The sequence below is a fragment of the Mucilaginibacter sp. P4_D1 genome, from assembly GCF_056401935.1.
Window position 1 is genome coordinate 148,206 of the sequence record NZ_JBFUIJ010000003.1, and the last position, 26,873, is coordinate 175,078.

Consider the following 26,873-nt stretch of genomic DNA (forward strand, 5'->3'; position numbering starts at 1 on the left):
ATATAAATCCACAAAACCTTATGGAACCGATAAAAACCCAAAGGCCGACAGTAGGTTGGAAAGCGCACTTAGATGACGGCAGCGAATTTTTTACCGAAGAGGCCATTACTGCAGCCGATGTATTGCTGGATAATTATATTGCCGCCTTACAGGGCGCTACTAATGAACGAACTATCTGGAAAGCCATTGAAGCCGTTGTAAAAGGCTTTGACCAGCTGAATATTGATCATGATTACTTTATTGAAACCACGGAGCGCGAAGACCTGGCCGAATTTATCCAAAAGGCAGCCGAAGCAGCCGGATTGTTCTATGATGGCGACGTGACTGAAGAGTGGCGCGAGGAATGGTAGGCGTGATATCCCAATACACTATTTGCCTAACCAATTCAAAAGTCCCGAAAGCTTTATTTTAGTTCAAAAAAGTTAAACAGAACGCTGTAATTTTTTATTTTTGATGATAACTACAACTCTAATACCTTTTGCAATATGAATATGCTTTTTGGCGGCGGCAGCTATTATTATTTGGTACTTATTTTAGAAGCCTTTTGTATTATTCATTGCCTGCGCAGGGGTACCCAACAACAATGGCTTTGGATACTTATTGTTATCCCTGTTGTAGGTTGCCTTTATTATATTTATAAAGAAATTTTAACCAACCGCCATGCCATCCGCATGCCTAAAGTGGATGTGGGCGCAGTACTTAACCCCGGCGTAAAACTAAAACGGCTGGAGGATGAACTGCGCTTTACAGATACCTTTGCAAACAAAGTAAAGCTGGCCGATGCGTACCTGGAGGCAGGTTTTACCGATAAAGCTGTTGAGATATACCAGGCCAGCCTAACGGGGGCCTTTGCCGAGAATGAACATGTACTTGCCCAGTTAATTATTGCCTATTACGAGCAACAGCGTTACCAGGAGATTATCCCGATAGCGCAGAAAATTTATAAACTACCCCAGTTTGCCCGCTCAAAAGCGCATATGAAGTATGCAGAAGCCCTGGAAAACACGGGACAGGTTGATTTAGCCGAAAAGGAATTTAAGGCGATGAAGGGCCGCTACTCGTACTTTGAGCCCCGCTATCAATACGGATTGTTCCTGATAAGGCAAAACCGCCCCGACGATGCCTACCAGGTTTTTGCCGATATCCTGAACGAAGAACGCCAGCTAAGCGCTATGGAACGCAAAGCCAATAAAGTTTGGTTTGCCAAAACCAAGGATGAGCTAAAGAAACTGGCAGCACAGAAGACGGCTTAGCATTAATAAAAGGAGGCCTGTCACCCTGAGCCTGTCGAAGGGTCGCGCGGAGAGGCCTTTGCCCGCTATGGTTCGACAGGCTCACCATGACAGCCTTTTTACGACGTCATTTTCTGTTGCATTTGAAATACAGGCTTGTCACCCCGAGCCTGTCGAAGGGTCGTGCGGAGTGGCCTTTGTCCGTTATGGTTCGAGAGGCTCACCATGACAGCTCTTTTTACGACATCATTTTCTGTTGTATTTGAAATACGGGCCTGTCATCCTGAGCCTGTCGAAGGATGTGCGCAGAGGCCTTTGCCCGCTTTGCTTACTTAGTCGTGTAGCATAAACTCTTTTACTAATTACTACCCCTTGATTTTGATAGCTCTGGTAATAAATCCCAGTCGCCGTTTATGATGGCCTCTTTTTTTGATCGTCGCCAACCTTTTACTTGTTTTTCAAAGGCTATCGCCTGGTTCACATCATTGAAAACTTCGTTAAAAACAAGCTTTACAGGTCTTCTTTTAAATGTATAACAGTTTATATTTTCTCCTGACTGATGTTCGATGAGCCGTCGTTCAATATTATTAGTTATTCCGGTATAATAGCTACCATCACTACACAACAGAATATAAACATGGTAGTGATTCATATTAGTCATAATAACATCGTGGATGTTTGTGTTTTGAGATTAGTGTAATTGCTAAGTTCTCTAAAATAAAGATTAGTATCCACTTACTAATTTCCATAGTTAGGCGTATAGGCCGACCGCAAGAGTCTTCGACAGGCTCAGACTGACAGCCCTCTTCATTTTAATATGATGCGTTCCTTCTCCCTTCCTTAAAAACTCACAAAAAACGGTGCTTCAAAAACATGGCCCGGGCTTAGTTTCTGGATAGCTTCTTTGTGTTTAATGTCTTTTTGCTCGCCTGCGGTATCTGCGCAGCCTAACCAGGGCTCGATGCACACAAAATCGGCACCGGGTTTGGCCCAGATGCCCAAATAGCTAAAGTGGGGGAACTCAACCGATAGTGTTTGGCCGTGCTTGTCGCTTTTTATGGTTACCATCCTCGATTTTAACTCTTTAAACACAAGGGCATCGGCATTAAATAAATCGCGGGTTAATTGAAGCCTGTTTTTGGGCGTGGCTACCGGGTGACTTTCGCCATTAAAAAAACCATCGGCCGATAGTAGTTCTGTTTCCAGGTGTTCATCCGTTTCAAATTCAATGTAATAATCCTCGTACTTCTCGCCTTTGTTAAATGGAACGTTAAACGCCGGGTGGGCGCCAACAGAAAAGTAGATGGTTTTTTTATCAAGGTTAATTACCTTGTAGGTTATCCTGAGGGCGTTATCTATCAACGTATACAGTACCTGGTAATCAAACTTAAAGGGGTATGCCTTTAAAGTATTATCACAATAAGGCAACGAAAAACTAGCCGAAACATCACCTGCATCTAATGTTATAAACTCCGATTGCCTGGCAAAGCCATGGCGGCCCATGGGGTACTTGCTGCCATCAACCACCAGTTGGTTATCAATTAAGCCACCTACTACCGGGAATAAGTTGGGTGCATGCCAGGGCCAAATGGCGGCATCGGCCTGCCAAATGTGTTCAACGCCGGTTGCCTTATCAATTAATGAACTTAACTGCGCACCTTTAGTATCGATGCTTGCCTTCAGGTATTCGTTTTCGATGGTAATCATAACAATTAGAATTTGACAGAACCCGAAGTTAGGGATTTGTTTGAATTTCAGGAATTACTTCAAAGTTAGATTTTCTAATTTCTATTAATTCATACTTCCTTCATCTGCCACTAATCATCATCTTCTTCCTTCTTTGGCTCCAATATCACAAAAGCGCTCCGTTTTGGCGCTGGCATAACCGCAGTTTCGCCTTTAACAAACTTCCAGATCACTTCGTTCAAATCGATATCGGGTGCTGCATCTTCCTTGGCCAGGTTAAACAATTCAGACCGGCGGCTGCTTTCATTTACGGCAACGTTGCGCTGCTCCAGGTCAACCTGTGCGGCTTTGGCCACGTACGGGCTAAAGTCGGCTTTGCTGGTAAAGCAATCATATAAAGGCATGGCTGCTGCATCGTACTGGCTCATGGGCGGCAGGCCTAATATCAGTTCGATGGTGCGTAATACGCCTGATGTGGAGTACATGCCATGTACCACCGTGTTGCGCTTTACATATGGCCCGGCAACAAACACCGGCGATCGGTGTGCATCCACATGGTCGGGCCCGTTTTGGGCATCATCCTCTAAAATAAACACTACCGACTCCTTCCAGATGGGACTTTTAGACAGGTGTTCAATAAACTGGCCTATTGCCTGGTCATTATCCCCAACAGCCGCTATGGGCGATAGGGCACCTTTGCGCTGCCCGCTGGTATGGTCGTTCCCAATCCTCACGCTGTTAAAACGGGGCACAGCGTTAATAGCCAGTAACGAATCGAAATCGTGTTTCCAGATCTCAACGCGTTTAATATCCTTCACACCCAGGTCAAAGCCCGGCGACTGCGTGCAGTAATGCCCCTCTAATGATTTAAGGCTGGCCTTACCCGGGTTGCCATCGGTAACAAATTCGCCGTAGGTGCGGTAGCTTACACCGGCCCGTTTGCAGTAATCCCATATAAAGCCATCGCGGGGGTAGGCTGTTTTGCGGGTGCCCTCGTAGTCGTAATTACCACCGCGGCTACCATAGCTGGTTGGCCATGTTTTCTCTACAAAATCGGTGGCGTAGGCGGCGTTGCTCCAGTTGTGTCCGTCCGCACTTACTTCCGCGTCTACATAAAAGTTATCAAGCAGTACAAACTCGCTGGCAATGGCGTGGTGGTTGGGCGTTACTTTTTTATCAAAAATACACAACGAAGTATCGCCGTTGCCCTGCGGCATATCGCCCAAAACCTGGTCGTAAGTGCGGTTTTCTTTAATAATGTAAAACACATGCTTAATAGGCGATTTTTCGCCTATCCGGCGGGGGATAGGGTTGCCCTCTTCGCCCGGTGCTGTTTGGGCTATTTTGTTGTTAAAAGGCGTGTTGGAATAAACCTGTTTGGTATAGGCCTTAAGCTCATTTAGGTTTGGTGTATTTATAAACGACAGTGCGCCTTTAAATAAGCCGCCAATGTATTGTTCCCTGCTATTGATAGCCCCCTTTTGATAGCCGCTGTTATCGGCCTTTTTTACAGGCTGCGGGCCTTGCGGGTTGGCCATTGATGTAAAACCTTTGCCGTTGGCAACCAGTATTTTTTTACCCAATATTTTAACGTTGGTAGGGTACCAACCTACGGGTATAAAGCCCATACTGCGGCTGCTGCCGGGTTTGCTTAAATCAAACACGGCCAGGCAATTGTTATCGGCATTGGCTATGTACAGGGTTTTTTCATCTGCAGATAAGGCCAGGCCGTTGGTAGTTGAGCCGGTAAGATGGGTAGGGTATAAGGCTGTAGAAATAGTTTCAAGCGCCCTGCGCGTTGCCGTGTTTATTACCGATACCGAGTTATCATTGGCGTTGGCTACAAACAACAGGCTGCCTTTTTTATTCAGCAGCAATTCGTTGGGGTTGCTGCCTGTTTTTATAGTTTTAAGCGTTTGGGTAGCTACATCGTAAATACCAAGCTGACCGCATCCCCATAAAGAAATATAAAGCGTTTTTTCATTTGGCGATAAGATGCAGCTATAGCCCTCAGATGGCAGCTTGAGCCGTTGTAATGTTTTACCATCGTTAGGGTTAACCGTATAAAGTGTGCTATCCTCTTTAGTAACCACATAAAGCCTGGTGTCGCTTTTATTGACCGCTATTCCACTCGGCGATACCTTGTCTTTTGGCCATGATTTTGGCGCCAGTTCAATAGTATCGGGTTTGCCCAGTTTAGTGCCGGTTATATTAAAAACATAGATCAGGTTATCGTTACCGCCCGATGCGTAAAGCCTTTTCTCGTCTTTGCTGAAAGTAAGCCCGTACCATGATTTGGCTATCACCTTTTCATCCAGCAGCTTCTCGTTTTTTGGGTCGATAAGCTGGATGGACTGGGTACTTTGGCCGTTGTTGGTAACCGCCAGCAGCTTGCCCGAGGCCGATAGCTGGATGTTGAGCGGCAAATCGCCCAGGGGCAGGGATGTGCCTGCCGGGCTAAGCTTCCAGCCGTTGGGTAGTAAAACCTGCCCTGTTTGGGCTATTTTGCCGGGTGTTTGGGCAAATGATGTAACTGACGATGCTAAAATAGCTAAGCCGATGAGTAGCTTTTGTTTCATAACCGAATGATTGTACATCAAAACTAAACAAACAAACGGTTATGATGTGTTACTTAACAAAAACATAATATGTAAGATTATTGCTATAATTAACATAGCTGTCATTTCGACGAACAGGTGGTGGGTAAAAGAAAGGGGTGAGGAGAAATCTTTTACGACTTGCGTGTTCGCTTGTCGCTTGTATAAGATTTCTCCTCACCCCATTGCCCATGCCATCCCGCTGTTCGTCGAAATGACAGGAGTTATATATTTACTTACTTCAGCAAATTCTTCCAGCTTACCTGGTCGCCGATGATTTTTTCAAGGTCGGCGCTGGCTACGCGTTCTTGGGCCATGGTATCGCGGTAGCGGATGGTTACGGTATCGTCCTCCAAACTCTGATGGTCAACCGTGATACAGAAAGGCGTACCAATAGCATCCTGGCGGCGGTAGCGCTTGCCAATAGCATCTTTTTCTTCGTACTGTATGTTAAAGTCAAGCTTCAGGCGGTCCATAATTTCGCGGGCTTTCTCGGGCAGGCCATCTTTTTTGGTAAGCGGGAAAATAGCCGCTTTAACCGGTGCAAGGCAAGGGTGCAGGTGCAATACGGTGCGGCTGTCCTGTTTCTCTTCGGTGCTCAGGTCTTCCTCTTCAAAAGCGTTTATCATCGTGAGCAGGAACATTCTGTCTAACCCTATTGATGTTTCAATAACGTAAGGCACATAGTTGCCATAAGGTTTGCCTGTTTCCGGGTCAACCTCGGGGTCAAAGTACTGCATCTTTTTGTTCGAGAATTTTTCGTGCTGGCTTAAGTCAAAATCGGTACGGCTGTGTATGCCCTCTACCTCTTTAAAGCCAAACGGAAAGTTAAACTCTATATCAAAAGCGGCATCGGCATAATGGGCCAGCTTTACGTGTTCATGGTAACGGTATTTAGCGGCATCGGTACCAAGGGCAAGATGCCATTTTAAACGGGCCGCTTTCCATTTTTCAAACCATTCTTTTTGAGTGCCAGGGCGTACAAAGTATTGCATCTCCATTTGTTCAAACTCGCGCATGCGGATAATGAACTGGCGGGCAATCACCTCGTTACGGAAAGCCTTGCCTATTTGCGCAATACCGAAAGGAATTTTCATCCTGCCCGATTTTTGCACGTTCAAATAGTTCACAAAAATACCCTGCGCGGTCTCCGGGCGAAGGTAAATCAGGTCGGCATCATCAGCTACGGCGCCCATTTGGGTGCTAAACATCAGGTTAAACTGGCGTACATCTGTCCAGTTGCGGGTACCACTTACCGGGCAGGCAATTTCGTGTTCAATAATCAGTTCTTTAAGGCGGGGCAGGTCCTCGTTTTTAAGGGCCTCGTCCATATCGTGCTGCAGTTGCTCGGCTTTATCGGTTTTACCATCCTTATCGTAACGGTCAATCTTATCCTCCAAAAGCTGATCGGCGCGGTAACGCTTCTTCGAATCCTTGTTGTCAATCATCGGATCGCTGAAACCATCAACGTGGCCGCTGGCTTTCCAAATTTTGGGGTGCATAAATATGGCGCTGTCAATACCAACAATGTTGTCATGCATTTGCACCATGGCTTTCCACCAGTAGGTTTTAATGTTGTTCTTCAGTTCGGCACCATTTTGGCCGTAATCGTAAACAGCGCTTAAACCATCATAAATTTCGCTCGATGGGAAAACAAAGCCATACTCCTTGGCATGCGATATAACATTTTTAAAAAGTTCGTCGGTTGATTTGCTCATAATAGCTGCAAAGATACAATTTAGGCAGAAAGCTGAAAGGGCGAAATAGTAGCAAGTAGTTAGTATCAAGTATCAAGATTTTTTGATTTGGTTGGCCTTTAATCTCATCGTCAAAATCGCTCCTTATCTTGCTACTTGATACTTACTACTCGTAATGGCGTTCCCTGCGGGCCGGGCTCATCCGTTCATACTGCACAGGCATTAGGCGCGGGCCGGTATCCACTGCTATCCCTAACGCAAAACCCGGAAGCGATAAGGCCGTCCGTCCGCACAGGTGCCCTCACTCTATTTCGGACAAAAGCGGACGCTTTTAACTCTACTCATCGCCATAAATTGGCAGCAACTATCGCCTGCTAAACCTTAACCATACACGTGGCGTTATTTTAGAAAACAGCCAGTAGTTAAATACCAGTAACGATATAAATACAAATGTTAAAATCAGTTTTACCGGGTTAATGCCATTGCCGGTGAGCAGTTTTGCCGAAACACCCCAGCATGATTTTAGTAAAAAAATTAACAGCCTAACTATCATTGATGCCGATACATAAGCATATACTGCATTGCTAATTATGAAGAACCATTTTGGTATTGTTTTTTTCATGTCGTAAGCTTCAGCCTAAAATAAGCAGAATTTGGAAATAAAAAATAATGGGCCAGATGTTATCGGTTAAGCATTTTTTTACTGCCTTATTCTTTATTTTAAAGAAATTTCTGTATATTTGTAATGGGCCTGTTCTGTTTTAAAAGTACTAAAAACTGTCCGCTTCCGTCCGATACCGTCCTACACCTGTGGGCGGACGGACACCACAACAGGCCCACACAACCTTGTCCGCCCTGCCCGACATGTACCGGGACACTAAAGCGGACGGACGAAAACACAACCAACCACATAAGCACACCAGATAGCATGCACCCGCCCGCTTTCCCCACTTTATATAAATTTAAGGTAAGGGGAGGTATTTTATAAAAACGCGGTTTTTATAAATTGAAGGGCAATAAAAAAAATATGGGCAGTAAAAAATCAGGGTAAACTGCTCAATATACTCTTTAACATATCTTTTGCTGTACCTCTTTGGGTAATTAATTGTATTGATATGGCAAAAAGGTAAAATGCCAGAAAAAATAAAATGCCATGATATTGATGGTCTTTTATTAAAATTACTGAAAGGGCAATAAATATAACGATAGGAGCGGTTAAACTTGTGTAATAACTAAAGGTTACCAAAGCCTCATCTCCCGAAACGCTAAGCTCAAACTTTCCTTCATCCAACCGTGCTATGGCTTCGTGCCTCCACCTTAATTTCCAGGGATTATTGTCAAACTCAACAACACTGCTGGTTAAGTTAGTAACCCTATAGTCGTTGCCTTCTAACAGCTATCGTGTTCCCACATCTTTTGGATCCCATCAATTAATAAAATCAGTTGTCATTTCGAACGAACCGGCTGGATTGTGCGTAGGGGGGTGAGGAGAAATCTTAAACGCCCTGCATTCCGATTGGCTGGTTTGGATGCAGGGCGTTTAAGATTTCTCTTTCGCGCCCCGCTCTATGCCTCCCAGTGCTCTATCGAAATGACAATTTTCTTTTCCTAAAAGATGTGTAGACAAAATAGGCCCTCTAACAGGGATACTGTTTTGTCAATTACAACTTGAGGGGCAAGGTGGGTAGCTTGTGTTAGTTTGAACTTTATTTTCATTGCGATAAGTGCCGGTGAATTTACTAAAGTGCAGGCAATAATACATGGCTGTTTGGTTGATTGATTGCCTGCGTAATAAACATACTGCCAATGCTTGTGTACATTCCTTTGCCCCTAAACTTAAACAACGGTTGCCCTTTTGTAGTGTCCGTCCGCAAGGGGGAACAGGACAAAAACGGACAGGGGCGGACAGGCAAACTTTTGGCAAAACTGGTTTTAACCATACCCGTCCGGATTTGTCCGTTAAAGAGTGGCACCCCCGTACGGACGGACAGGCTTTTTGATTAACGGAAGCTTGCGTTAAGGACAGAAACGGATACCGGCCTGTGAATAAGGCCTGTGCAGTATGAGTGTATGGCCTGGCACACACTTCTACCGGTGTGGGCAACGCCCTGTTACTCTTTCACTATCTGTACGTTGCGTAGCTGGCCACCTGCATCTTTTATGGTGATGGTGCCTGCTTCATAACCGTTAAGAGGCGGTTTGTTATTCAACATATCGCACAGGCTCACTTCCGAATAATCTTTGCCGTTAATGGCGGTAATTTGTTCGCCGGGTTTAACCAGGGTGGCACCTTTTTGCCATACCACACCAACTACCAGTTTGTTGCCCTGCATAGTAGGCGAAAAAGGCCAGTGCTTTTCGGCCAGGTTGGTTGTTTCTGTACGGGGATCAAAGTAAAACTTGCCGTGTATAAAATCGAGGGTGATGTTACCATAATCCAGGAGTTTGGTGCCAAAGGCCGAATTGCCGTTTTTGTTGGTTTCGGCAGTTATGTTATCAAAACGGGCGCTCCCGATGTTTAGTGATGCAATGCCCACCAGGTATTTATCGGCATTAGCCTGCAAACCATACGCTCCAATCTGGCTTGCGCCATAACCTTTATCAACTACCTGGCAGGCGTTTAGCTTGCCCAATTGGTTCATATAATCGTCGGTGAAGCGCAAGAATGCGCTTTGGCCGCTGTCAAAAGCCATAAGCACACTTACCTTATTCATAAATACCTTAATAACCGGGTCGCTTTGGTTGTTGTTATTGGCATCAAGCACCAGCGGTACGCTATGCTTTTTGTTCAAACTCAGCTTATCGGGCTCATCGGTAATAATAATCACTTGCCTGTCGGCAATTATACTTACAATTGAATTGCGAAGCATATTACTGCCCACCACCCCATCAACATTCCAACACTTATACATATCTGGCAGTAGCACAAGCGCCGGGATGCCGCTAAAAATTACATCGCCTATCCTGATATCATCAATGCCCACGATGGTGGTGGAATCGGCCACGCCATTGGCATCGTTTATTAAATCAACATGCATGGTTTTGGCATTTATTTGCGCTGCAAGTTGTTTGCTAAGCGCTACGGGTGCCCCGGTATCAAACAAAAAGCGGTGTTTTACGCCACTAAGCTCAACAGTTACTACCAGTTTGCCATAAATGTTTTGATAAGGCAGTTCGGTATAATAGTTTTTAACGGTTGGGCCACCCTGGTTAAACGTAAACGTTTGTGCAAAGGCCGATGCGCCGGTAAGGATGAATGCCAGCGTAAAAATGAGTTTGTTCATAGGCGTAAATAAGGATAGCGTTCGGGATGCAACTTAAAGCATTCTAATGGCAGAAACAATATTTTTAACATATTTTAAGGCTAATTGGCATAGCCGAGGGGGGGATAAAAAAGCTTTTTAAGCCGTATGGCGATTGGCAAGAAAAGCGTGTTGCAGCCGTATACCCTTTAATATGTTATTATCCTGGTATGTTTGCTTGTTTGAAGAAGGATATCGGCTAAAAGGCTTACTTTAGCTGATGTTTAACCTTATTACATATTTAATTACAAATGCAATCGCTTTTTACTTTGTTACCCCATAAAGCGTTACTTATTATACTTGTTTTTTGCCCTGGCTTTATGTTTGCCCAGGCACCTGCAATTAAGTATACCACCCCGCATGTTTATGAAATTAATAAGCCGATAGCTACCCTGGTACCCACGAATACAGGCGGCGCGGTGCCTGCTACAATATATGGGCAGGTAAGCACAGTTGTGGATTATGGTTTAGTGAGTGTTTTTTTTACCATTACAGGCCTTGCAGTGGATAAAGATGGGAACTTTTTTATTGAAGACTGGGGCGAGAACCAAATTAAGAAAATAACGCCGGCGGGTAAACTGTCGGTATTTGCCGGCAGTGGTGCTGCCGGTTCGGCAGATGGAAAGGGCCGGGCTGCAAGTTTTTCGGAACCGGATGGTATAGTTATTGGCCCTACAGGCGATTTTTTTGTGTCGGACCAGGCTACTAATTTAATCAGAAAGGTAAGCGTGAATGCCGACGTGACCACGTTTGCGGGCAGTGGGGCTGCCGGGGCTGCAAATGGTAAAGGCAAAGCGGCAAGTTTTAATAGCCCCAGGGGATTGGCCGTTGATGGATTGGGCAATATTTACGTTGCCGACCAGGCAAATAATATGGTCAGGAAGATTACGCCCGACGGAACGGTATCTACCTATGCCGGTAGCGGAGCAATGGGTTCTGCCGATGCTTTAACACCGCTATCGGCTTCGTTTAATACACCTACAGCGGTTGGGCTGGATACCCAGGGTAACTTATATGTTTCAGACTCGGGGAATGGCTCGATAAGGAAGATAACACCCGCCGGGGTAGTGAGCACCTTTGCAAGGGGATTTAACTTTCCGCGGGAATTGAGGGCTGACGGCACCGGTAATGTGTATGTGGGCGATCAGCAGGATAACCTTATTAAACGAATATCGCCAACCGGCGTTGTAACCGTGGTAGCCGGCAGTGGCGCAAGGGGGGGAGCTGATGGTATAGGCACAGCGGCCTCGTTTGCCGGAACAATTGGAATGGTGCTTGACGGAAAAGGCAATATGTTTTTGGGCGAAAGTGGCTATAACACGGTACGAAAAATAACTATTACAGGCTATACAATTGATAAGCCCCTGCCTGCCGGGTTGGTTTTTGATGCTACCACCGGCAAAATTAGCGGCACACCAACAGTTTTATGGCCTGCAACAGATTATACAGTTACGGCCTACAATGCTACCGGAAGCAACAGCACCGTTTTAAATTTACAGGTTGTAGCCGAAATTGTATTAAAACCATCAATCATAAACTTTCCGCCACCGGTAGTTATGCATATCGATCCGGACAATATTTTGCACCCCGATGCCACCAGTACCAATACACAAACTCCTATAACTTATACCAGCAGTAACCCGGCAGTTGCTTATGTGGGTGCCGACGGGCAAATTCATGTAATAGCGCCCGGTGTTACCATTATTACAGCCCACCAGCAAGGCAATGAAAGCTATACCGATGCTTTGCCTGTATCAGAAACGTATACCATAACCCAGGATCAGGTTATAGCGTTTCCGGCAATAGTTGTTAAAAACGTGTGCAGTATCGATTTTGCAGCGGGTGCTGTTAGTTCAAATTCAATTATACCGCTTACTTATACCAGCAGTAATACTGCTGTAGCTACAGTTTCGGCTACGGGTAACATTCATATTACCGGCCCGGGCAGCACCACCATTGAAGTTTCGCAAAGCGGCAACAATTTATATAACGCTGCTACGCCGGTATCGCAAATATTAACTGTTGAACCGCTGGTTACGCCATCGGTAAAAGTTACCCCCGATTTTTATAGTATTTGCGAAGGTGTTTCTGTTACCTATACCGCGGCAGCCCTTAACCAGGGTAATAACCCAACTTACCAGTGGCAGCTTAACGGGATAAATAGCGGCGATGGTACCGATAAATATACCAGCAGTACCTTGAAAACAGGCGATAAGGTAACTTGTGTAGTAACCAATAATGATGGCTGTACACCGGTTTCTTCTGCGGTGTCAACCCCGGTTACATTAACTGCCGATGCTAATGTAACCACCTCGGTAGTCATCTCTTCATCGGCCACCGGGGCTGTAGCTTTTGGTACGCCAATTACATTCAAGGCAACTCCATCGGCCAACGTACAGGATATCCCTGCATATTCATGGCAGGTAAACGGGCAAAGCGTTGGTACCAACAGCCCCAATTTTACCTCGCAACAGTTATTAAACGGCGATGTGGTTACCTGTACCATGGTTTCGGGTGGTACGTGCGTTATCAACCCTTCGGTAACCTCTAACGCGATAACCGTTTCCATATTTGCCCAAAACAGCACTTCGGTTTTTGTACCTAATGCATTTACGCCAAACGGCGATGGTGCTAACGACGTTTGGAGTATAACCGATTTAATGCCTTTACCCGATTGTACAGTAAATGTTTATAACAGGTATGGCATAAGGGTATTTTACTCCGTTGGCTATCAGCACCCCTGGGACGGCAGTATAAATGGCCGGCTTTTACCATCGGGCACGTACTATTACATTATTGATCCTAAAAACGGGGGAAGTAAGTTATCCGGGCCGGTTACCATGATCAGGTAGCAAGTATTTGCCGGTTATATTTTGGTAGTTAATTTAAAAAATAGAAACATCGATATTGGAGTTGTTAAAGTTTAATTGTTAAAAGTTTATTCGTGGATAATGGTTCATAGTTCATAGCCTTAGTGGAATTTAAAACTGTTGCCTCCTTCCCGCTATCTTGGGCCACCATCCACCAATGAACTAATGAACCAGTGAACCAATTAACAAAGCCGTCCACAGTGTTGGTCACCTCCGGACGGACGGACACCCAAAAAATCCGATCGAAATTCCTGATTCCGAAATTCTTCCATCTCATATCTCAAATCTCATATCTAACATCTATTTTTACCGCATGAGTATCCGGGTAGAAGCATTGACAAAAATTTACGGCGAGCAAAAGGCAGTTGATAGCATCAGCTTTACTGCCGAAACAGGTGTGCTGGGTTTTTTGGGGCCTAACGGGGCAGGTAAATCAACCACGATGAAGATACTTACCGGCTTTATACCCCAAACATCGGGCTCGGCATCGGTTTGCGGGTTTGATGTGGCAGCGCAGTCGTTAGATGTACGCAGACATATTGGCTACCTGCCCGAGAGCAACCCGCTATACCTGGATATGTACGTGAAGGAATCATTGGCGTTTATAGCAGGCATCCACAAAATGGCCCAGCCCGAAGCCCGCATTGCCGAAGTGATTGAGCAAACCGGCCTTGGGCCCGAGCAACATAAAAAAATTGGGCAGCTATCTAAAGGCTATCGCCAACGGGTGGGCCTTGCCCAGGCTATACTTCACAATCCCGATGTGCTTATTTTAGATGAGCCCACCTCAGGACTGGATCCTAACCAGCTGATAGGCATCCGCCAGTTAATTACCGATTTGGGCAAAACCAAAACCATCATCCTATCTACCCATATTATGCAGGAGGTAGAAGCTGTTTGCGATAAAGTGATTATTATTAATAAAGGTAAAATAGTTGCCGATGATACCCTGCAAAGTTTGCGGGCCGGTAATAACAATAAAACGCTGGAGAAAATTTTTATCAGCCTTACTAATTAAACGGCTTAAATATTTCTTTATTTTTGGCAAATAATTAAACCTTATTTAATAGCATGAAAAAAACCTTACTCTCTATCGCAATTTTACTTTGTGCCGTTCTAACTGTTAAAGCCCAGGACGATGACCTTTTACCACGTTTTAGCGCCGGTTTTGGTGTTGGCGTTACAACCGGCCCGCAGCATTCTGGGTTCCCGGCAGCAGGCAGCGTTGGCTTAAAAGGGGAATACCCCATAGCCGGCAGCCCGGTATGTATTACAGCATCAGTGGCATATCAGTTTTACGTATCGAGCGACGGCTATAACTACAGTTATAATAGTAACTATGGTGAAAGCACCACTGGCACTATAGCATCATTTGTTCCTGTAATGGCTGGCGCAAGGGTATACGTTAACAAGCTTTTTTTTGAAGGCGATGTTGGCGCATCTTTCAACCTTAATTCTGGTAAATCATACACAGCCCAAAAGGTAGCACCTATACTTTCGCCAAGTATTGGTTATGGTTTCAGGTTCGGGTCGTCGCAAAAAATAGGGCTCGATTTAAGCCTGTCTTACGAAACCCGTCTGGAGAAAACACAAACGCCTTCAGACTTATCAACTGTTAGCCCTTACATCAGCGGCTATGGCGCCTATAACCTGGTTGCTTTTCACGTTGCTTTCAGCCTGGGATTGTAATATCGAAAAGATTTAATGAACGGCCCCGGCGATTGATTTGCCGGGGCTTTTTGTTTGACTGAGAATCAATTCATAAAAATATTAATAGCTTCACGTTGTTGCGTTTAGCAATATGTATGCGTAATTATTATAAACCTCAAATCTGTATGGCAGTTAAATATACCCGTCTTTTTATATTGTTGATGTTTTGCGCGGCTACAAGTGGGGTTAGCGCGCAAATGGGCAATAAAATGAGCATCAGCATAGGGCCCGATGTGGGCATACCTATCAATGTCGATCATCCTAATTCGTTACATACCCGCGATATTTACCAGGATGGTTTGGGCGGGACGATAAGGGCCGAGCTTCCGTTAACCCCGGCTTTGCATGCTACGGCGAGTGTTGGGTACGTGGTTTATCACTCCAACCTGAAATATTTATACGTTACGCCAACGCAGCTGGGCAGTTATGCAGGCCCATCTAATACAAGCAGCCCGCCGCCGTATAAATATGTTCCGTTAAAAGCCGGGCTGAGGTATTACTTTGTAAAATACCTGTTTGTTAGTGCCGAAGCAGGTGATGCGATAAAAATAGGGGATCAGGCTAAAGCTTCATTTATATATTCGGGAGGTGCAGGCGCGGCTGTCCCGTTTGGTGTTCACCATGCACTCGATATCGGTTTCCGGTACGAGCGTGGCTATGAAAACATCGATTCGGATTTCAAAATGGGGCAAATAGGTATCGGCTTTTCGTATAAATATACATTTTAAAGTAAGTGCCGGTTGCAGGGTTTAGCTTTCCCGTTTAATTCCTTAAAATTCTCTCACTGGGGGGTAATCCATATATCTTATCACATGAAAAAAAAATTACTCACCCTGTTGATCTTAGCGTCTGCCTCTTTTACAGCAATGGCACAAACCAGCGATATCAGGCTTTCGAGGGTTGCAGTTGGCTTCAAACTGGGCGCTACCGTGGGGTCGCATAGCAGTGAATACCCTATAGCCAGTGGTTTTGGTATTAAATTCGAATTTCCTATCAAATCAACCCCGGTTAGTATCATGGCTTCCGGGGCTTATACGTTTATATTGTCAGAGGCTACCTATTACAACGATAGGTATAATTACAATAACAGCTATAACGGCAACGCCCATGTTGCCTCATTTGCTCCCGTTGAATTAGGTGTAAGGGTATATATGGATGGTAACCTTTTTGTTGAGGGCAATGCAGGCGTGTCGTTCAATTTAAATGAAAGTCACAGTAATTACACCAGCAAAAAAGTGGCCCTGGTTATAGCCCCTAACATTGGCTATGCTTTCAGGTTTAAAGCATCAAAAAAATATGGGCTGGATTTAAGCCTGGGCTACGAAACCCGACCCGAAGATTCCCAGCCCCATGAGTTTAGCAATTATGGCAGTTACAATCAAATAGCGATACACGCGGTATTTAGCATAGGCTATTGATTTTTGGGTTTTCAATTCTTTAAATATCCGGTTGCTACCAGGTGAACCTAAGCCGGGCCAAAAACACGTAGCAATTGGAATTGCGATCTGTGAAGACACAGATCGCAATAGTAGCTTTCAGCTTTAAAGATTCCCCCTCAAGTCCTGCTCCCGTTCAATGGCTTCAAACAATGCTTTGAAATTACCGGCGCCAAATGATTTTGCCCCTTTACGCTGAATGATCTCGAAGAAAAGGGTAGGTCTGTCTTCAATAGGTTTGGTGAAAATTTGCAGCAGGTAACCTTCGTCGTCCCGGTCAACCAGTATGCCCAGTTTTTTAAGTGGTTCCAGGTCTTCATCAATGTGCCCAACCCTGTCTGTAAGCTCATCATAGTAGGATGTAGGTACGGTTAAAAACTCTACGCCGCGGTTTTGCAGTTCGGTAACCGTGGCTACAATATCATGGGTGGCAAGTGCCAGGTGCTGCACGCCCTCGCCCTCGTAAAACTCCAGGTACTCTTCAATCTGCGATTTCTTTTTACCCTCGGCCGGTTCATTAATAGGGAATTTTACGTAGCCGTTGCCATTGCTCATTACCTTACTCATCAGCGCCGAGTATTCGGTAGATATCATTTTATCGTCAAAGGTTAAAATGTTTTTAAAGCCCAGTACTTCCTCATAAAAGTTAACCCACTCATTCATTTTATGCCAGCCTACGTTACCCACGCAATGGTCAACATAAAGCAAGCCGGCCTCGGTAGGGCTGTAGCTGGTTTCCAGTTTTTGGTAGCCGGGCAAAAATAAGCCCTTGTAGTTTTTACGCTCTACAAATAGGTGAACGGTTTCGCCATAAAGCTTAATGCCGCTGGTGCGTACCTCGCCATATTCGTCGGTTAGGGTTTGTGGCTGCTGGTAAGGTTCGGCACCGCGGCTGGTAGTTTGTTCAAAGGCATCGTAGGCATCATCAACCCAAAGGGCCAATACCTTTACCCCATCACCATGTTTTTTAATATGCTCGGCAATAGGGTGGTCCGAGTGCAGGGGAGTGGTTAATACCAGCCTGATTTTACCCTGTTGCAATACGTATGATGCCCTGTCGCGCACGCCGGTTTCAGGGCCGGCATAAGCCAGCGTTTGAAAGCCGAAGGCGGTTTTATAATAATGGGCGGCCTGCTTGGCGTTACCCACATAAAACTCAACATAATCGGTACCGTTAAGGGGTAAAAAATCAGTTGAGGTTGTTGGTTTATCTATAGTTTGTGTGTGCATGTTAATTAGTGAATTAGTGAGTTATTGAATTATTGATTTGAAGGGGGCTTACCTTTTCCTAATTCTAAATTTTGAATTACTGAATTATTGATTTGAAAAGGACGTCTACCTTTTGCCTTTCAGCTTTTACATTTCGCCTAACTCTACATTTGCCAGCTTTTATAATAATTTTCATCCTCAATCTTTATCGCATCTTCGGTAAGCATCAGTGGCCTGAAGGGGTCAATCATTACGGCAAGTTCGTCGGTTGACTCTTTGCCTATTGATTTCTCGACCGATCCGGGGTGCGGGCCATGCGGAATGCCGCCGGGGTGCAGGGTTATCTGGCCTTTAACCACGCTTTTGCGGCTCATAAAATCGCCATCTACATAATACAAAACCTCGTCGCTATCTACATTGCTGTGGTTGTATGGGGCGGGGATAGATAAGGGGTGATAATCAAACTTACGGGGCACAAATGAGCATATCACAAAGTTGTTGCCCTCAAATGTTTGGTGTACGGGCGGTGGCTGGTGCAAGCGGCCTGTTATCGGTTCAAAATCATGAATAGATAACGCCCATGGGTAATGAAAGCCATCCCAGCCAATAAAATCAAAGGGGTGTGTGCCGTAAATATAGGGGTAAATAAGCCCTTGTTTTTTAATCAGGATTTTGAAATCGCCGTGCTCATCATGGGTTTCCAGGTTGGCCGGGCGTTTAATATCGCGCTCGCAATAGGGCGAATGCTCCATCAGCTGCCCGTATTGGTTTCGGTAGCGTTTAGGCGCACGGATGGGGCTGAAGCTTTCGATAATGAACAGGCGGTTTGCTGTGCCATCAAACTCCATCTGGTAAATGGTACCGCGTGGTATTACCAAATAATCGCCATAGCCGAATTTAATATTGCCGAACCCGGTTTTTAAAGTGCCGGTACCTTCATGAATAAACACCACTTCGTCGGCCTGGCTGTTTTTGTAAAAATAATCGGTCATGCTTTGGCGTGGTGCGGCCAGTGAAATATGCAGATCGCTGTTTACCAGTACCGGTTTACGGCTTTGCAGGTAGTCGTCTTCGGGCTGTACATTAAAGCCAATAAGACTTGTATGCTTCAGGTGTTTTTCGCGGGCTATTTTGGGCTCAACGCTGTATGGCTCGCCCAGGGTTTTAACAATAGTGGGTGGGTAGGCGTGGTAAACCAACGAGTAAAGGCTTGAAAAACCTTCGGTAGATACCAGCTCCTCGGCGTATAAGGTACCATCGGGCTTACGGAACTGCGTATGCCTTTTAGGCGGAATTGCTCCTAATGAATGATATACAGGCATGTTGTTTTAATTGGTTGATAATAAAACGTTTAATGTAGCAGGATAGTTTCGGATGTTTAAAATATGCTTATAGCGGGAATGAACCGTATGGCAGTAAACCGGCTTGGGCAGTATTAAAAAAGAAGAGGAGGGAACGGAGTTAGTATTGGGCCAGCACAGCTTTGGCCAGCACAGCATCCCTAAACGATGATGCATCGCTCATGGAGGTAAGCCCCAGGGAAAAGTAAAAGTGCTTTTGTATGCTCATGGTTAATATAAATACGAAGTTAGGTTGTTTATTATTGCAATGCAAGTTTTTAATTTGACTGATGGGTAAATACAATTGCCTGTAAAATTATTGATACATGCGCTGTTGGCCAGTTTGGCTGTTAAAACAAATGGGAGGCGCAAGCGGAATTAACCAACTATTTTCGGCGAAAATTCGTATTATTAGCAATTGCTCGTCGTGGTACGGTACTAATTGGTATAACGTTAGGGATTAAACAAATTTACACGGTGCTATGATTGATGACGAAATTCGTTTAAAAGCTGTTGAGCGTTTTAAGAACCTGGACCTGGAGACAGATGAAGAGTTCCAGGTACTTTTACAAATGGCATCTGAAACCTGTGATGCACCCATTGCACTGCTTACCCTGTTGGATAGGGATACCCAATGGCTTAAAATTCGTAATGGGATTGATATCCCCCAAATGCCGCGCGGGATTTCATTTTGTACCCACACCATTCAAAGCGATGAGGTAATGGTGGTGCCGGATGCAACTACCGACCTGCGCTTTGCCGATAACCCCCTTGTAACCGGGCAACCCGGCATCAGGTTTTACGCCGGCGCACCGCTGATAACCAGCCATGGACAAAGGATAGGCAGCTTGTGTGTAGTGCACTTGCAACCCTTTAACCTTACCAAACAGCAAATACTGATGCTGCAAATGTTATCCAAACAAGCAATGAATTTAATGGAGCTGCGGATAGCCGTTGAGATGCTGAATAAAAGCAAGCTGGAATTTGAGGCCCAAAGGAAAATTTTAAGAAGTGCAGAAATATCGCAGCGGTCTTTTTTTGAAAGTGCACCAAACTTTCATATCCTGTTGAATAAAAATGCCGAAGTTGTGGATTTTAATAAAGTAGCCTACAACTTTATTGAAAAAATGCACCGGGAGCACCTGGTAAAAGGCGCCATGTTTATAAAATTCATAGCCCCCGATTTTGTAACCAGGTTTATTGAGGGCTTTAAAACCGCACTGGCCGGGCAAAATGTTTTTGAAGAAGGTACAACCGACTACGGGCAGCACGGCGTGATATATTGGGAGGCGTCGTTTGAAACAGCCAGGGATGCAGCCAACGAAATTATAGGCATATCCTACATCATCCGCGATGTAAGCGACCGTAAGGTTAAGGAAATAAGGATCATTGACCAAAACCGCTCACTATTAAAAATAGCCCATTTGCAAGCACACGAGTTCAGGGCGCCGCTTACGACAATAATGGGGATGATTGAGCTCATCAAATCAGAGGATTTTAATGCACCCCGCGAATACTATAACCTTCTTGAAACCGCAGTACTCAGGTTTGATGATAAAATACGGGAGGTGATCAGCGGGATAGACGAACTGGTATTGTCGGGCAGGGAGGATGTTTATACCTCATAAATAAGCAATTTAATTATCATTTGCAGATCGATTTTTGCACAAAACAGGAGCAGGTTTTATAGTAAACAATTCTGTAGCAACTTTGTAGTTTATGTCATTGAAACAGGTTTGTTACGTAAAAAGTTATTTATTGTTGGTTTTTTAACCTTGCTTAACAATATGTTAACGTTGCGTTTATTTAATCATTAAACCGCCGGGGTTTCTTTGCAGGGATTTTTAATCCCCATGATAATGAAGAAACTCCTACCCCTGTTAATTATTTTCCAGTTTGTCATCAGCAGTTTTGTTTTTGCCAGTGGTACAATTAAAGGAACCGTTACCGATAGAAAAACAGGCGAACCCCTGATTGGCGCTACCGTTAAATTAACAAGCAAAGATAAAAGCTTCAAAGCATCAACCGGTGTTGGTCTTGATGGCAGCTTCGTATTTAAAAATGTACCCGCCGGCAAGTACGAGGTTGAGGCCAATTACATTTCCTTTGAAGAAGATGAAACCGACGTAACCGTACAGGATGGCGCTGTTGCCAACGTTAAATTATCCTTAAAAACAAAGGAACATGCCCTGAGCGAAGTAGCCATATCCGGCCGGGCCGATAAAGCTACCGATCAATCGGCCACCAATGCCCAGCGCAGGTCGCCGGCTTTGTTAAACGTGGTATCGGCGCGAACTATCGAAGCATCGCCCGATATTACCATTGCCAATGTTACCCAGCGCGTATCGGGCGTATCTGTTGATCGCAGCACCAATGGCGAGGCACAATATGCCATTATACGCGGTATGGATGCGCGCTACCAGTATACGCTTGTAAATGGCGTTAAAATTCCCAGTCCCGACAATAAAAACCGTTATGTGCCGCTTGATATTTTTCCGGCAGATATTGTTGACCGTTTAGAGGTTTCCAAATCGCTTACGGCCAATATGGAAGGCGATGCTATTGGCGGTGCCATAAACCTGGTATTAAAAGATGCACCGGATGATTTCACCGTTCGTGCCAACTTAGGTACTGGTTTGGCGGCCAACTTTTTTAACAAAGGGTTTACCAAGTTTGACCGTAGTGGTAGTTTACAAACCTCGCCACGTGCCGATGGCCGTATAGCTACTGGTGCCGATTTTACAACCGCCCCCTTTCACTACAGCGAAAACAAAGTGCCTTTGGCTACTATAGCGGGTTTAAGCATAGGCGGCCGTAGCGGCAATAAAAAGTTTGGTGCGCTGGTATCATTAAGCTACCAAAATACCTACAGGCAAACAAATAGTACATTTTTTAGCACCGAGGTTAACCCCGCAAACAACCAACCGCTGGTTACCGATATTGAAAAACGTAATTATAACATTCAACAACAGCGTACCGGTATTATTACCAAGTTTGATTACCGTATTAACAATGCCAATAAAATCACGCTCGACCTGGATTATATCAATCTTGCACAAAACACCTACAGGTTTAGCTCGGATACCAGTTTAGAACTTGGCCGCGCAGGTATAGGTACCGGCCGGGTGGGCCAAACCTACCGCAGCGACAGGACTGTACAAACCATCAGAAACGGCAATTTACATGGAGATCATAGGCTGAACGATAATTTTAGCATCAACTGGACGGCTGTTTACTCAAAAGCTACCGCCAACGAGCCGGATAGGGCCGAACTTAACCTGAATACGGGCCGAAATATTCAGTCGGACGGCAGTATAGTGCAGGCGCCATTCACTTTTGACGCCAATAAGGCACAAAGCCGCACATTTGCTAAAAACTCTGATGAAGATAAAACCGGTTTCCTGAACTTTATTTATACGCCAACCTTGTTTGATACTAAAGTTGAGTTGAGCGCCGGTGGTATGTACCGCGATAAAACAAGGCACAGTAGTTTTGATGAGTATGACCTGAGGCCGGGTGCTGCCAATACCGCCCAAACATTTAACGGCAATGTTGATTTAAACACGTTCGATCTGTTCAATACCCAGGGCACGCCTACCAATGCGCTTAACTATGATTTTACCGAAAAAGTTGGCGCCGGGTATGGCCAGGTTAAATTTACTGCCGGTAAATTATTAACCATTGCCGGCTTAAGGTATGAACATACCAGCCAGGCATGGAATACCCAGGCCGATGTGTCGGTTGAAGGCAAGACAGGTACAATTAAATATTATGACTTTTTACCAAGCCTGAACTTTAAATACCAGTTTAATGATAAACAGGATCTGCGGTTGTCATACTACTCAGCCATCAGCCGCCCAAACTTTTATGAGCTGGTGCCGCATACCGCCGGCGACCCGGATGCATTGTATGATGAGTTAGGCAATCCAAACCTGAAACGCATCACCGCCGAAAACTTCGATTTACGGTATGAGCTTTTCCCGAAAGCGCTTGACCAGTTGTTGGTTGGGGTGTTTTACAAATCGATAAACAACCCGGTTGAATATGCTATTGAAAAAAACCAAACAAGCTACGTATTGAAGCCCGAGAACTTTGGCAATGCCCATAACTATGGTTTTGAGGTTGATTATACCAAATATTTCAGAAGCTTTGGTATCCGTGCCAACTATACCTACACCAATTCAAAAATAACTACCGATAAAGAAGAGGATTACCGTAACGACCAGGGCCAGGTAACGCACCGCACGGTACAGCAAACCCGCTCGTTACAAGGTCAGTCTAAAAATATCGGCAACCTGTCGTTATTGTACAGAAGCATCAAAAACGGGTTAAATGCGCAGCTATCATTTGTATATACCGGTGCAAGGTTAAACACAGTTTCGCCTTACCTGGATAATGATATCTGGCAAAAAGGTTTCACCACGCTTGATCTATCGGCCGATAAACGTTTGTTTGGTAACCTTTACCTCTACGTTAAAGCAACCAACCTGTTAAATACACCTTACGAGCTGGAGATAAGAAGGCCTTACCCAACAGACGCGGTAAATGTTGAACTGCAAAAAGCGGGCGAGAACACAGCTGTGCGTAAAGATTTGTACAAGCAATATTACATACTTGGTTTACGGTATAAATTATAATGATATTAAAGATGAAAAGCTTAAACAGAATATTTTTTGCATGCCTTGCCTCATTGGCCTTAAGCGCATGTCATAAAGCCGAACTGGCAATTATTTCGCCGCCATTGCACCAGGTAAGTAACGGTATTACTTCCGATACCCTTAAGGGCGCTGTTAAAGGCACCATGCTTAGCGGCAAAACCTATTATTTTAAAACAGATATCACCGTAAACGAGGGCGATACCCTGCAAATGGAAGCCGGTGTAAAGCTGATAGCTATTGGCGATGGCAAAACCTACCAAACAGCGCCTGAGATTATTATGCACGGCACTTTTATCAGCCTGGGTACAAAAGATAAACCCAACTACATCACCGTACAAAATGCAGATACTTACCATACCGAAGCCGCTGCACAAAACTATACCAATGTTTTTAAAGGATATTGGGGAGGCATAGTTTGCTGGCCCGATCCTTCGTCAAAAAGTACTACACCAGGCGGCGACCTGATTATTAAATGGACGCACCTTGAATTTGCCGGCGGCCCGGCAAGCGGTAACGAAAGCGGTATTTACGCCAGTGGCGACCCAAGGTATATCATCTTTTTTCAAAACATTAACAGGAACTTCATTTTAGAAGATTCGTGGATATTTGGCGCCAAGGACGATGCCATCCGGGTATCGGGCGGCAAGATTAGTGTTATGCGTAATACCTTCGAGCTTTGCGGCCAATCGGGTGGCGAGTTCTTTAACATGAAAAGCGGTACCGTTGGCGATCTGGCCTATAACTTCATGATAGGCGCGGCAACCAATGCGCTAAAAGCATCTGATGCAGGTAGCTCGGGCACGCAAACCAATGTTAACATGTATAATAATACCATGGTTAACTGCGGTTTCAGGCAAACAAAATCAGGCCGTGGCGGCTCTATCAATTTTGAAAAGGCAGCCCGTGGTACAGTTTACAATAATATTATTGCCAACTGCCGTTTTGGTTTACGCTTAACCAGCGATGCTGATTTAACCAACATTAAGTACAATAACCAATACTACTACGGCTCAACCCAAAAGATTGTGGATTTGTTTAACGCGGCAGATGGCGTATCAACTTTCCAGTCGGCCGATATACATTCAACCACGCCAAAAGATAATGACCCTGCATTTTATGGTTATGATTTAACCGCATTTGATTATACCGCTAACCCCGGCCCAATGACTGTATCATTGCAAACACCCGCTGCTGTGATGGTTGGTACATCAAACTTCAGGTTAAAACCAACGTCAAAAGGCCTTAACGCCGGCAAAACTGATTTTACCCCCATGCACGCGGTAACTGCAACAGGTACTTACGGAACGGATATTACGCCGCCGGGTAAAGACGCAGGTGCCTATCAAAATGATTTTAGCGGTAACCAGCATTAATAATATTTTACCCCTGTTCATTTGCAAGGATCAGTTGGAAAACGGATCCTTGTATGTTTAAATTGATATTTTTATGCGATTTTGTCGTCGAAACACGAAGAACGTTGGCCTGTCATCCTGAGCCTGTCGAAGGACGCGTGGAGAGGCCCTCGCCACGCCATACTTCGACAGGCTACCCATGACATGTCCTATTTTCGAAGTTCGTGGGCCTGTCACCCTGAGCCTGTCGAAGGGTCGCGCGGAGAGGCCTTTGCCCGCTATGCTTCGACGGGGCTCAGCATGACAGCCCATTTATGATGTTTTTTATACGATATCCTTTCAACCCATGAAAAAAGCCCTCTTATACCTCCTGTTCCTAACAGCATCTGCTTTAAACGTCCATGCCCAGGATTGTGGTACCGCTTTTTTAGGTACTAAAACTTTGTACAAAGCACCATTGGCAAAATATACGCCGGTGCCTAAGGGTTACCAGCCGGTGTTTATTAACCATGTAGGCAGGCACGGTGCAAGGCATTTAACTAAGGATGTAAATACCACCGCCATATACACTATTTTGTTAAAGGCCGATAGCGCGGGCATGCTCATCGAAAAAGGCCGGCAGCTTAAGCAAATGGTACTCAACCTGCAAAAGGTAGAGAAAGGCAGCACCAAATCCATATCAGCCGAAGGCCGTGCTGAGTTGAAGGAGATAGGCGACAGAATGTATCGAAACTACAGCAACGTATTTGACAGCCACCCCAATTTGAATGTTACCATCACCAAAGAAGTACGCACCAAACAAAGTGCCGACGCCTTTTTATCGGGGCTGAGAGCCGGCTTTAAAGATTCGGCACAAATAACCGAGGCTAATGATGATTTGAACCTGCGTTTTTATGACGAATCGCCGGCGTACACAGCTTATAAAGACGGGGACGATTGGGAAAAGTACAAAGTAATTATCGCCCAGGCAGAGCACATTGACGAGATTAACAAAAACATCACTTCACGACTTTTTAAGTCGGACTTTCTGAAAACACAGGATAAAAAGTGGGCGGAAAAAGTAGTGAGCGATATCTGGGGTTTTGCAACTATAGTATATTCGTTAAAGGAGGAAATCAGCCAAAAAGGCATCGATCCAAAGGATCTTGATTTTACAAGCTTTTTTACCTGCGACGAGCTAAAGGCTTTAGGCCGCACCGATGCCGTTGAAGATTTTTTGGTGAAAGGCCCTGGTGTAAAACCCAATGGCATACAGGTAATTATAGCAGCGCCTTTATTGGCCAATTTTATAACCACCAGCGACGATTTCATAAAAACCGGGGTAACCAACGCCAACCTCCGCTTTGCCCATGCCGAAACTATTTCGCCATTTGCCGCACTGCTGGGCATTGTGGGAGCCGACAAGGTGTCGCCAAATATCAACCAATTTGATGCCGCGTGGCAAGCTTCGAACGTGGCCCCTTTAAGCTCAAATATCCAGTGGGTGTTTTATAAAAAGAACGGATCGGCAAATTACCTGGTAAAGATCCTGCTGAACGAAAAAGAGGCGCATATTACCGGGTTAAAAACCGGGTTTCCGTACTACAAATGGGCCGATGTTCGCCAATTGTATATGGCCAGGCTTGCCAAGCTTAATTATAAATTGGGCGATGACGCGGCAGCGTTTTTAAAGGAGGTGAAATAGCTGTTTTTACTATCTCCATAGGGCCTATGCCAGATAGCCATTAAGTTGAGAGGCTTTTCGAGCCAAGATTCAACTGCAAAGTGAATTGCTTATTTTTTCT

General features: G+C 45.0%; 19 protein-coding genes. 11 read left to right on the plus strand and 8 right to left on the minus strand.

Annotated features, from left to right (window positions below; all coding sequences use genetic code 11):
* Positions 1-20 precede the first annotated feature (20 nt).
* Entirely contained in the window at positions 21-350 is a 330-nt protein-coding gene (locus AC1DV1_RS04500) for a hypothetical protein (RefSeq protein ID WP_477355892.1), read from the plus strand.
* Between the two features lie 135 nt (positions 351-485).
* The gene (locus tag AC1DV1_RS04505; RefSeq protein ID WP_477355895.1) at positions 486-1,253 is read left to right on the plus strand and encodes a PLDc N-terminal domain-containing protein; all 768 of its coding nucleotides are present in this window, start codon (positions 486-488) and stop codon (positions 1,251-1,253) included.
* Between the two features lie 337 nt (positions 1,254-1,590).
* Here AC1DV1_RS04505 and AC1DV1_RS04510 read toward each other — a convergent pair whose 3' ends face one another.
* The 6 genes from AC1DV1_RS04510 to AC1DV1_RS04535 all read right to left on the minus strand — a co-directional run bounded on the left by AC1DV1_RS04510 (position 1,591) and on the right by AC1DV1_RS04535 (position 10,496).
* Positions 1,591-1,884: a GIY-YIG nuclease family protein gene (locus tag AC1DV1_RS04510; RefSeq protein ID WP_477355898.1), complete on the minus strand. Its 294-nt coding sequence runs from the start codon at positions 1,882-1,884 to the stop codon at positions 1,591-1,593.
* 188 nt (positions 1,885-2,072) lie between these two features.
* Positions 2,073-2,939 (minus strand): aldose 1-epimerase family protein, encoded by an 867-nt coding sequence (locus tag AC1DV1_RS04515; RefSeq protein WP_477355900.1) that lies wholly within the window; start codon positions 2,937-2,939, stop codon positions 2,073-2,075.
* Positions 2,940-3,049: 110 nt separating this feature from the next.
* A complete protein-coding gene (locus AC1DV1_RS04520) occupies positions 3,050-5,497 on the minus strand; it encodes a bifunctional YncE family protein/alkaline phosphatase family protein (RefSeq protein WP_477355903.1) in 2,448 nt (815 codons plus the stop codon).
* 254 nt (positions 5,498-5,751) lie between these two features.
* Positions 5,752-7,233, minus strand: a complete 1,482-nt coding sequence (locus AC1DV1_RS04525) for a glycine--tRNA ligase (protein WP_477355906.1) — start codon at positions 7,231-7,233, stop codon at positions 5,752-5,754.
* 343 nt (positions 7,234-7,576) lie between these two features.
* Positions 7,577-7,834 (minus strand): hypothetical protein, encoded by a 258-nt coding sequence (locus AC1DV1_RS04530; protein ID WP_477355909.1) that lies wholly within the window; start codon positions 7,832-7,834, stop codon positions 7,577-7,579.
* A gap of 1,489 nt (positions 7,835-9,323) precedes the next feature.
* Complete coding sequence (locus AC1DV1_RS04535) at positions 9,324-10,496, minus strand: retropepsin-like aspartic protease (RefSeq protein WP_477355913.1); 1,173 nt, start codon at positions 10,494-10,496, stop codon at positions 9,324-9,326.
* Positions 10,497-10,765: 269 nt separating this feature from the next.
* Between AC1DV1_RS04535 and AC1DV1_RS04540 the strand changes: the two genes are divergently transcribed.
* From AC1DV1_RS04540 to AC1DV1_RS04560, 5 genes are all read left to right on the plus strand, one after another.
* Positions 10,766-13,366, plus strand: coding sequence for a T9SS type B sorting domain-containing protein (locus AC1DV1_RS04540; RefSeq protein ID WP_477355916.1), 2,601 nt, complete (start codon positions 10,766-10,768; stop codon positions 13,364-13,366).
* A gap of 331 nt (positions 13,367-13,697) precedes the next feature.
* Positions 13,698-14,402 (plus strand): ATP-binding cassette domain-containing protein, encoded by a 705-nt coding sequence (locus AC1DV1_RS04545; RefSeq protein ID WP_477355919.1) that lies wholly within the window; start codon positions 13,698-13,700, stop codon positions 14,400-14,402.
* 53 nt (positions 14,403-14,455) lie between these two features.
* Positions 14,456-15,073 (plus strand): hypothetical protein, encoded by a 618-nt coding sequence (locus AC1DV1_RS04550; protein WP_477355922.1) that lies wholly within the window; start codon positions 14,456-14,458, stop codon positions 15,071-15,073.
* A 146-nt stretch (positions 15,074-15,219) separates the two neighbouring features.
* Positions 15,220-15,822 (plus strand): hypothetical protein, encoded by a 603-nt coding sequence (locus AC1DV1_RS04555; RefSeq protein WP_477355926.1) that lies wholly within the window; start codon positions 15,220-15,222, stop codon positions 15,820-15,822.
* 84 nt (positions 15,823-15,906) lie between these two features.
* Positions 15,907-16,512, plus strand: coding sequence for a hypothetical protein (locus AC1DV1_RS04560; protein ID WP_477355929.1), 606 nt, complete (start codon positions 15,907-15,909; stop codon positions 16,510-16,512).
* Positions 16,513-16,635: 123 nt separating this feature from the next.
* On the opposite strand, the gene hppD is transcribed toward AC1DV1_RS04560, so the two are convergent.
* Together hppD and AC1DV1_RS04570 are read right to left on the minus strand one after the other, a co-directional pair.
* Entirely contained in the window at positions 16,636-17,760 is a 1,125-nt protein-coding gene (hppD, locus tag AC1DV1_RS04565; RefSeq protein ID WP_477355932.1) for a 4-hydroxyphenylpyruvate dioxygenase, read from the minus strand.
* A gap of 143 nt (positions 17,761-17,903) precedes the next feature.
* Entirely contained in the window at positions 17,904-19,061 is a 1,158-nt protein-coding gene (locus tag AC1DV1_RS04570; RefSeq protein WP_477355936.1) for a homogentisate 1,2-dioxygenase, read from the minus strand.
* Positions 19,062-19,561: 500 nt separating this feature from the next.
* Between AC1DV1_RS04570 and AC1DV1_RS04575 the strand changes: the two genes are divergently transcribed.
* The 4 genes from AC1DV1_RS04575 to AC1DV1_RS04590 all read left to right on the plus strand — a co-directional run bounded on the left by AC1DV1_RS04575 (position 19,562) and on the right by AC1DV1_RS04590 (position 26,773).
* Positions 19,562-20,707, plus strand: coding sequence for a GAF domain-containing protein (locus AC1DV1_RS04575; RefSeq protein WP_477355939.1), 1,146 nt, complete (start codon positions 19,562-19,564; stop codon positions 20,705-20,707).
* A gap of 231 nt (positions 20,708-20,938) precedes the next feature.
* Positions 20,939-23,716: a TonB-dependent receptor gene (locus AC1DV1_RS04580; RefSeq protein WP_477355943.1), complete on the plus strand. Its 2,778-nt coding sequence runs from the start codon at positions 20,939-20,941 to the stop codon at positions 23,714-23,716.
* An 11-nt stretch (positions 23,717-23,727) separates the two neighbouring features.
* The gene (locus AC1DV1_RS04585; protein WP_477355946.1) at positions 23,728-25,110 is read left to right on the plus strand and encodes a hypothetical protein; all 1,383 of its coding nucleotides are present in this window, start codon (positions 23,728-23,730) and stop codon (positions 25,108-25,110) included.
* 325 nt (positions 25,111-25,435) lie between these two features.
* On the plus strand, positions 25,436-26,773 hold the full coding sequence (locus AC1DV1_RS04590; protein WP_477355949.1) for a histidine-type phosphatase: 1,338 nt from the start codon (positions 25,436-25,438) through the stop codon (positions 26,771-26,773).
* Positions 26,774-26,873 lie beyond the last annotated feature (100 nt).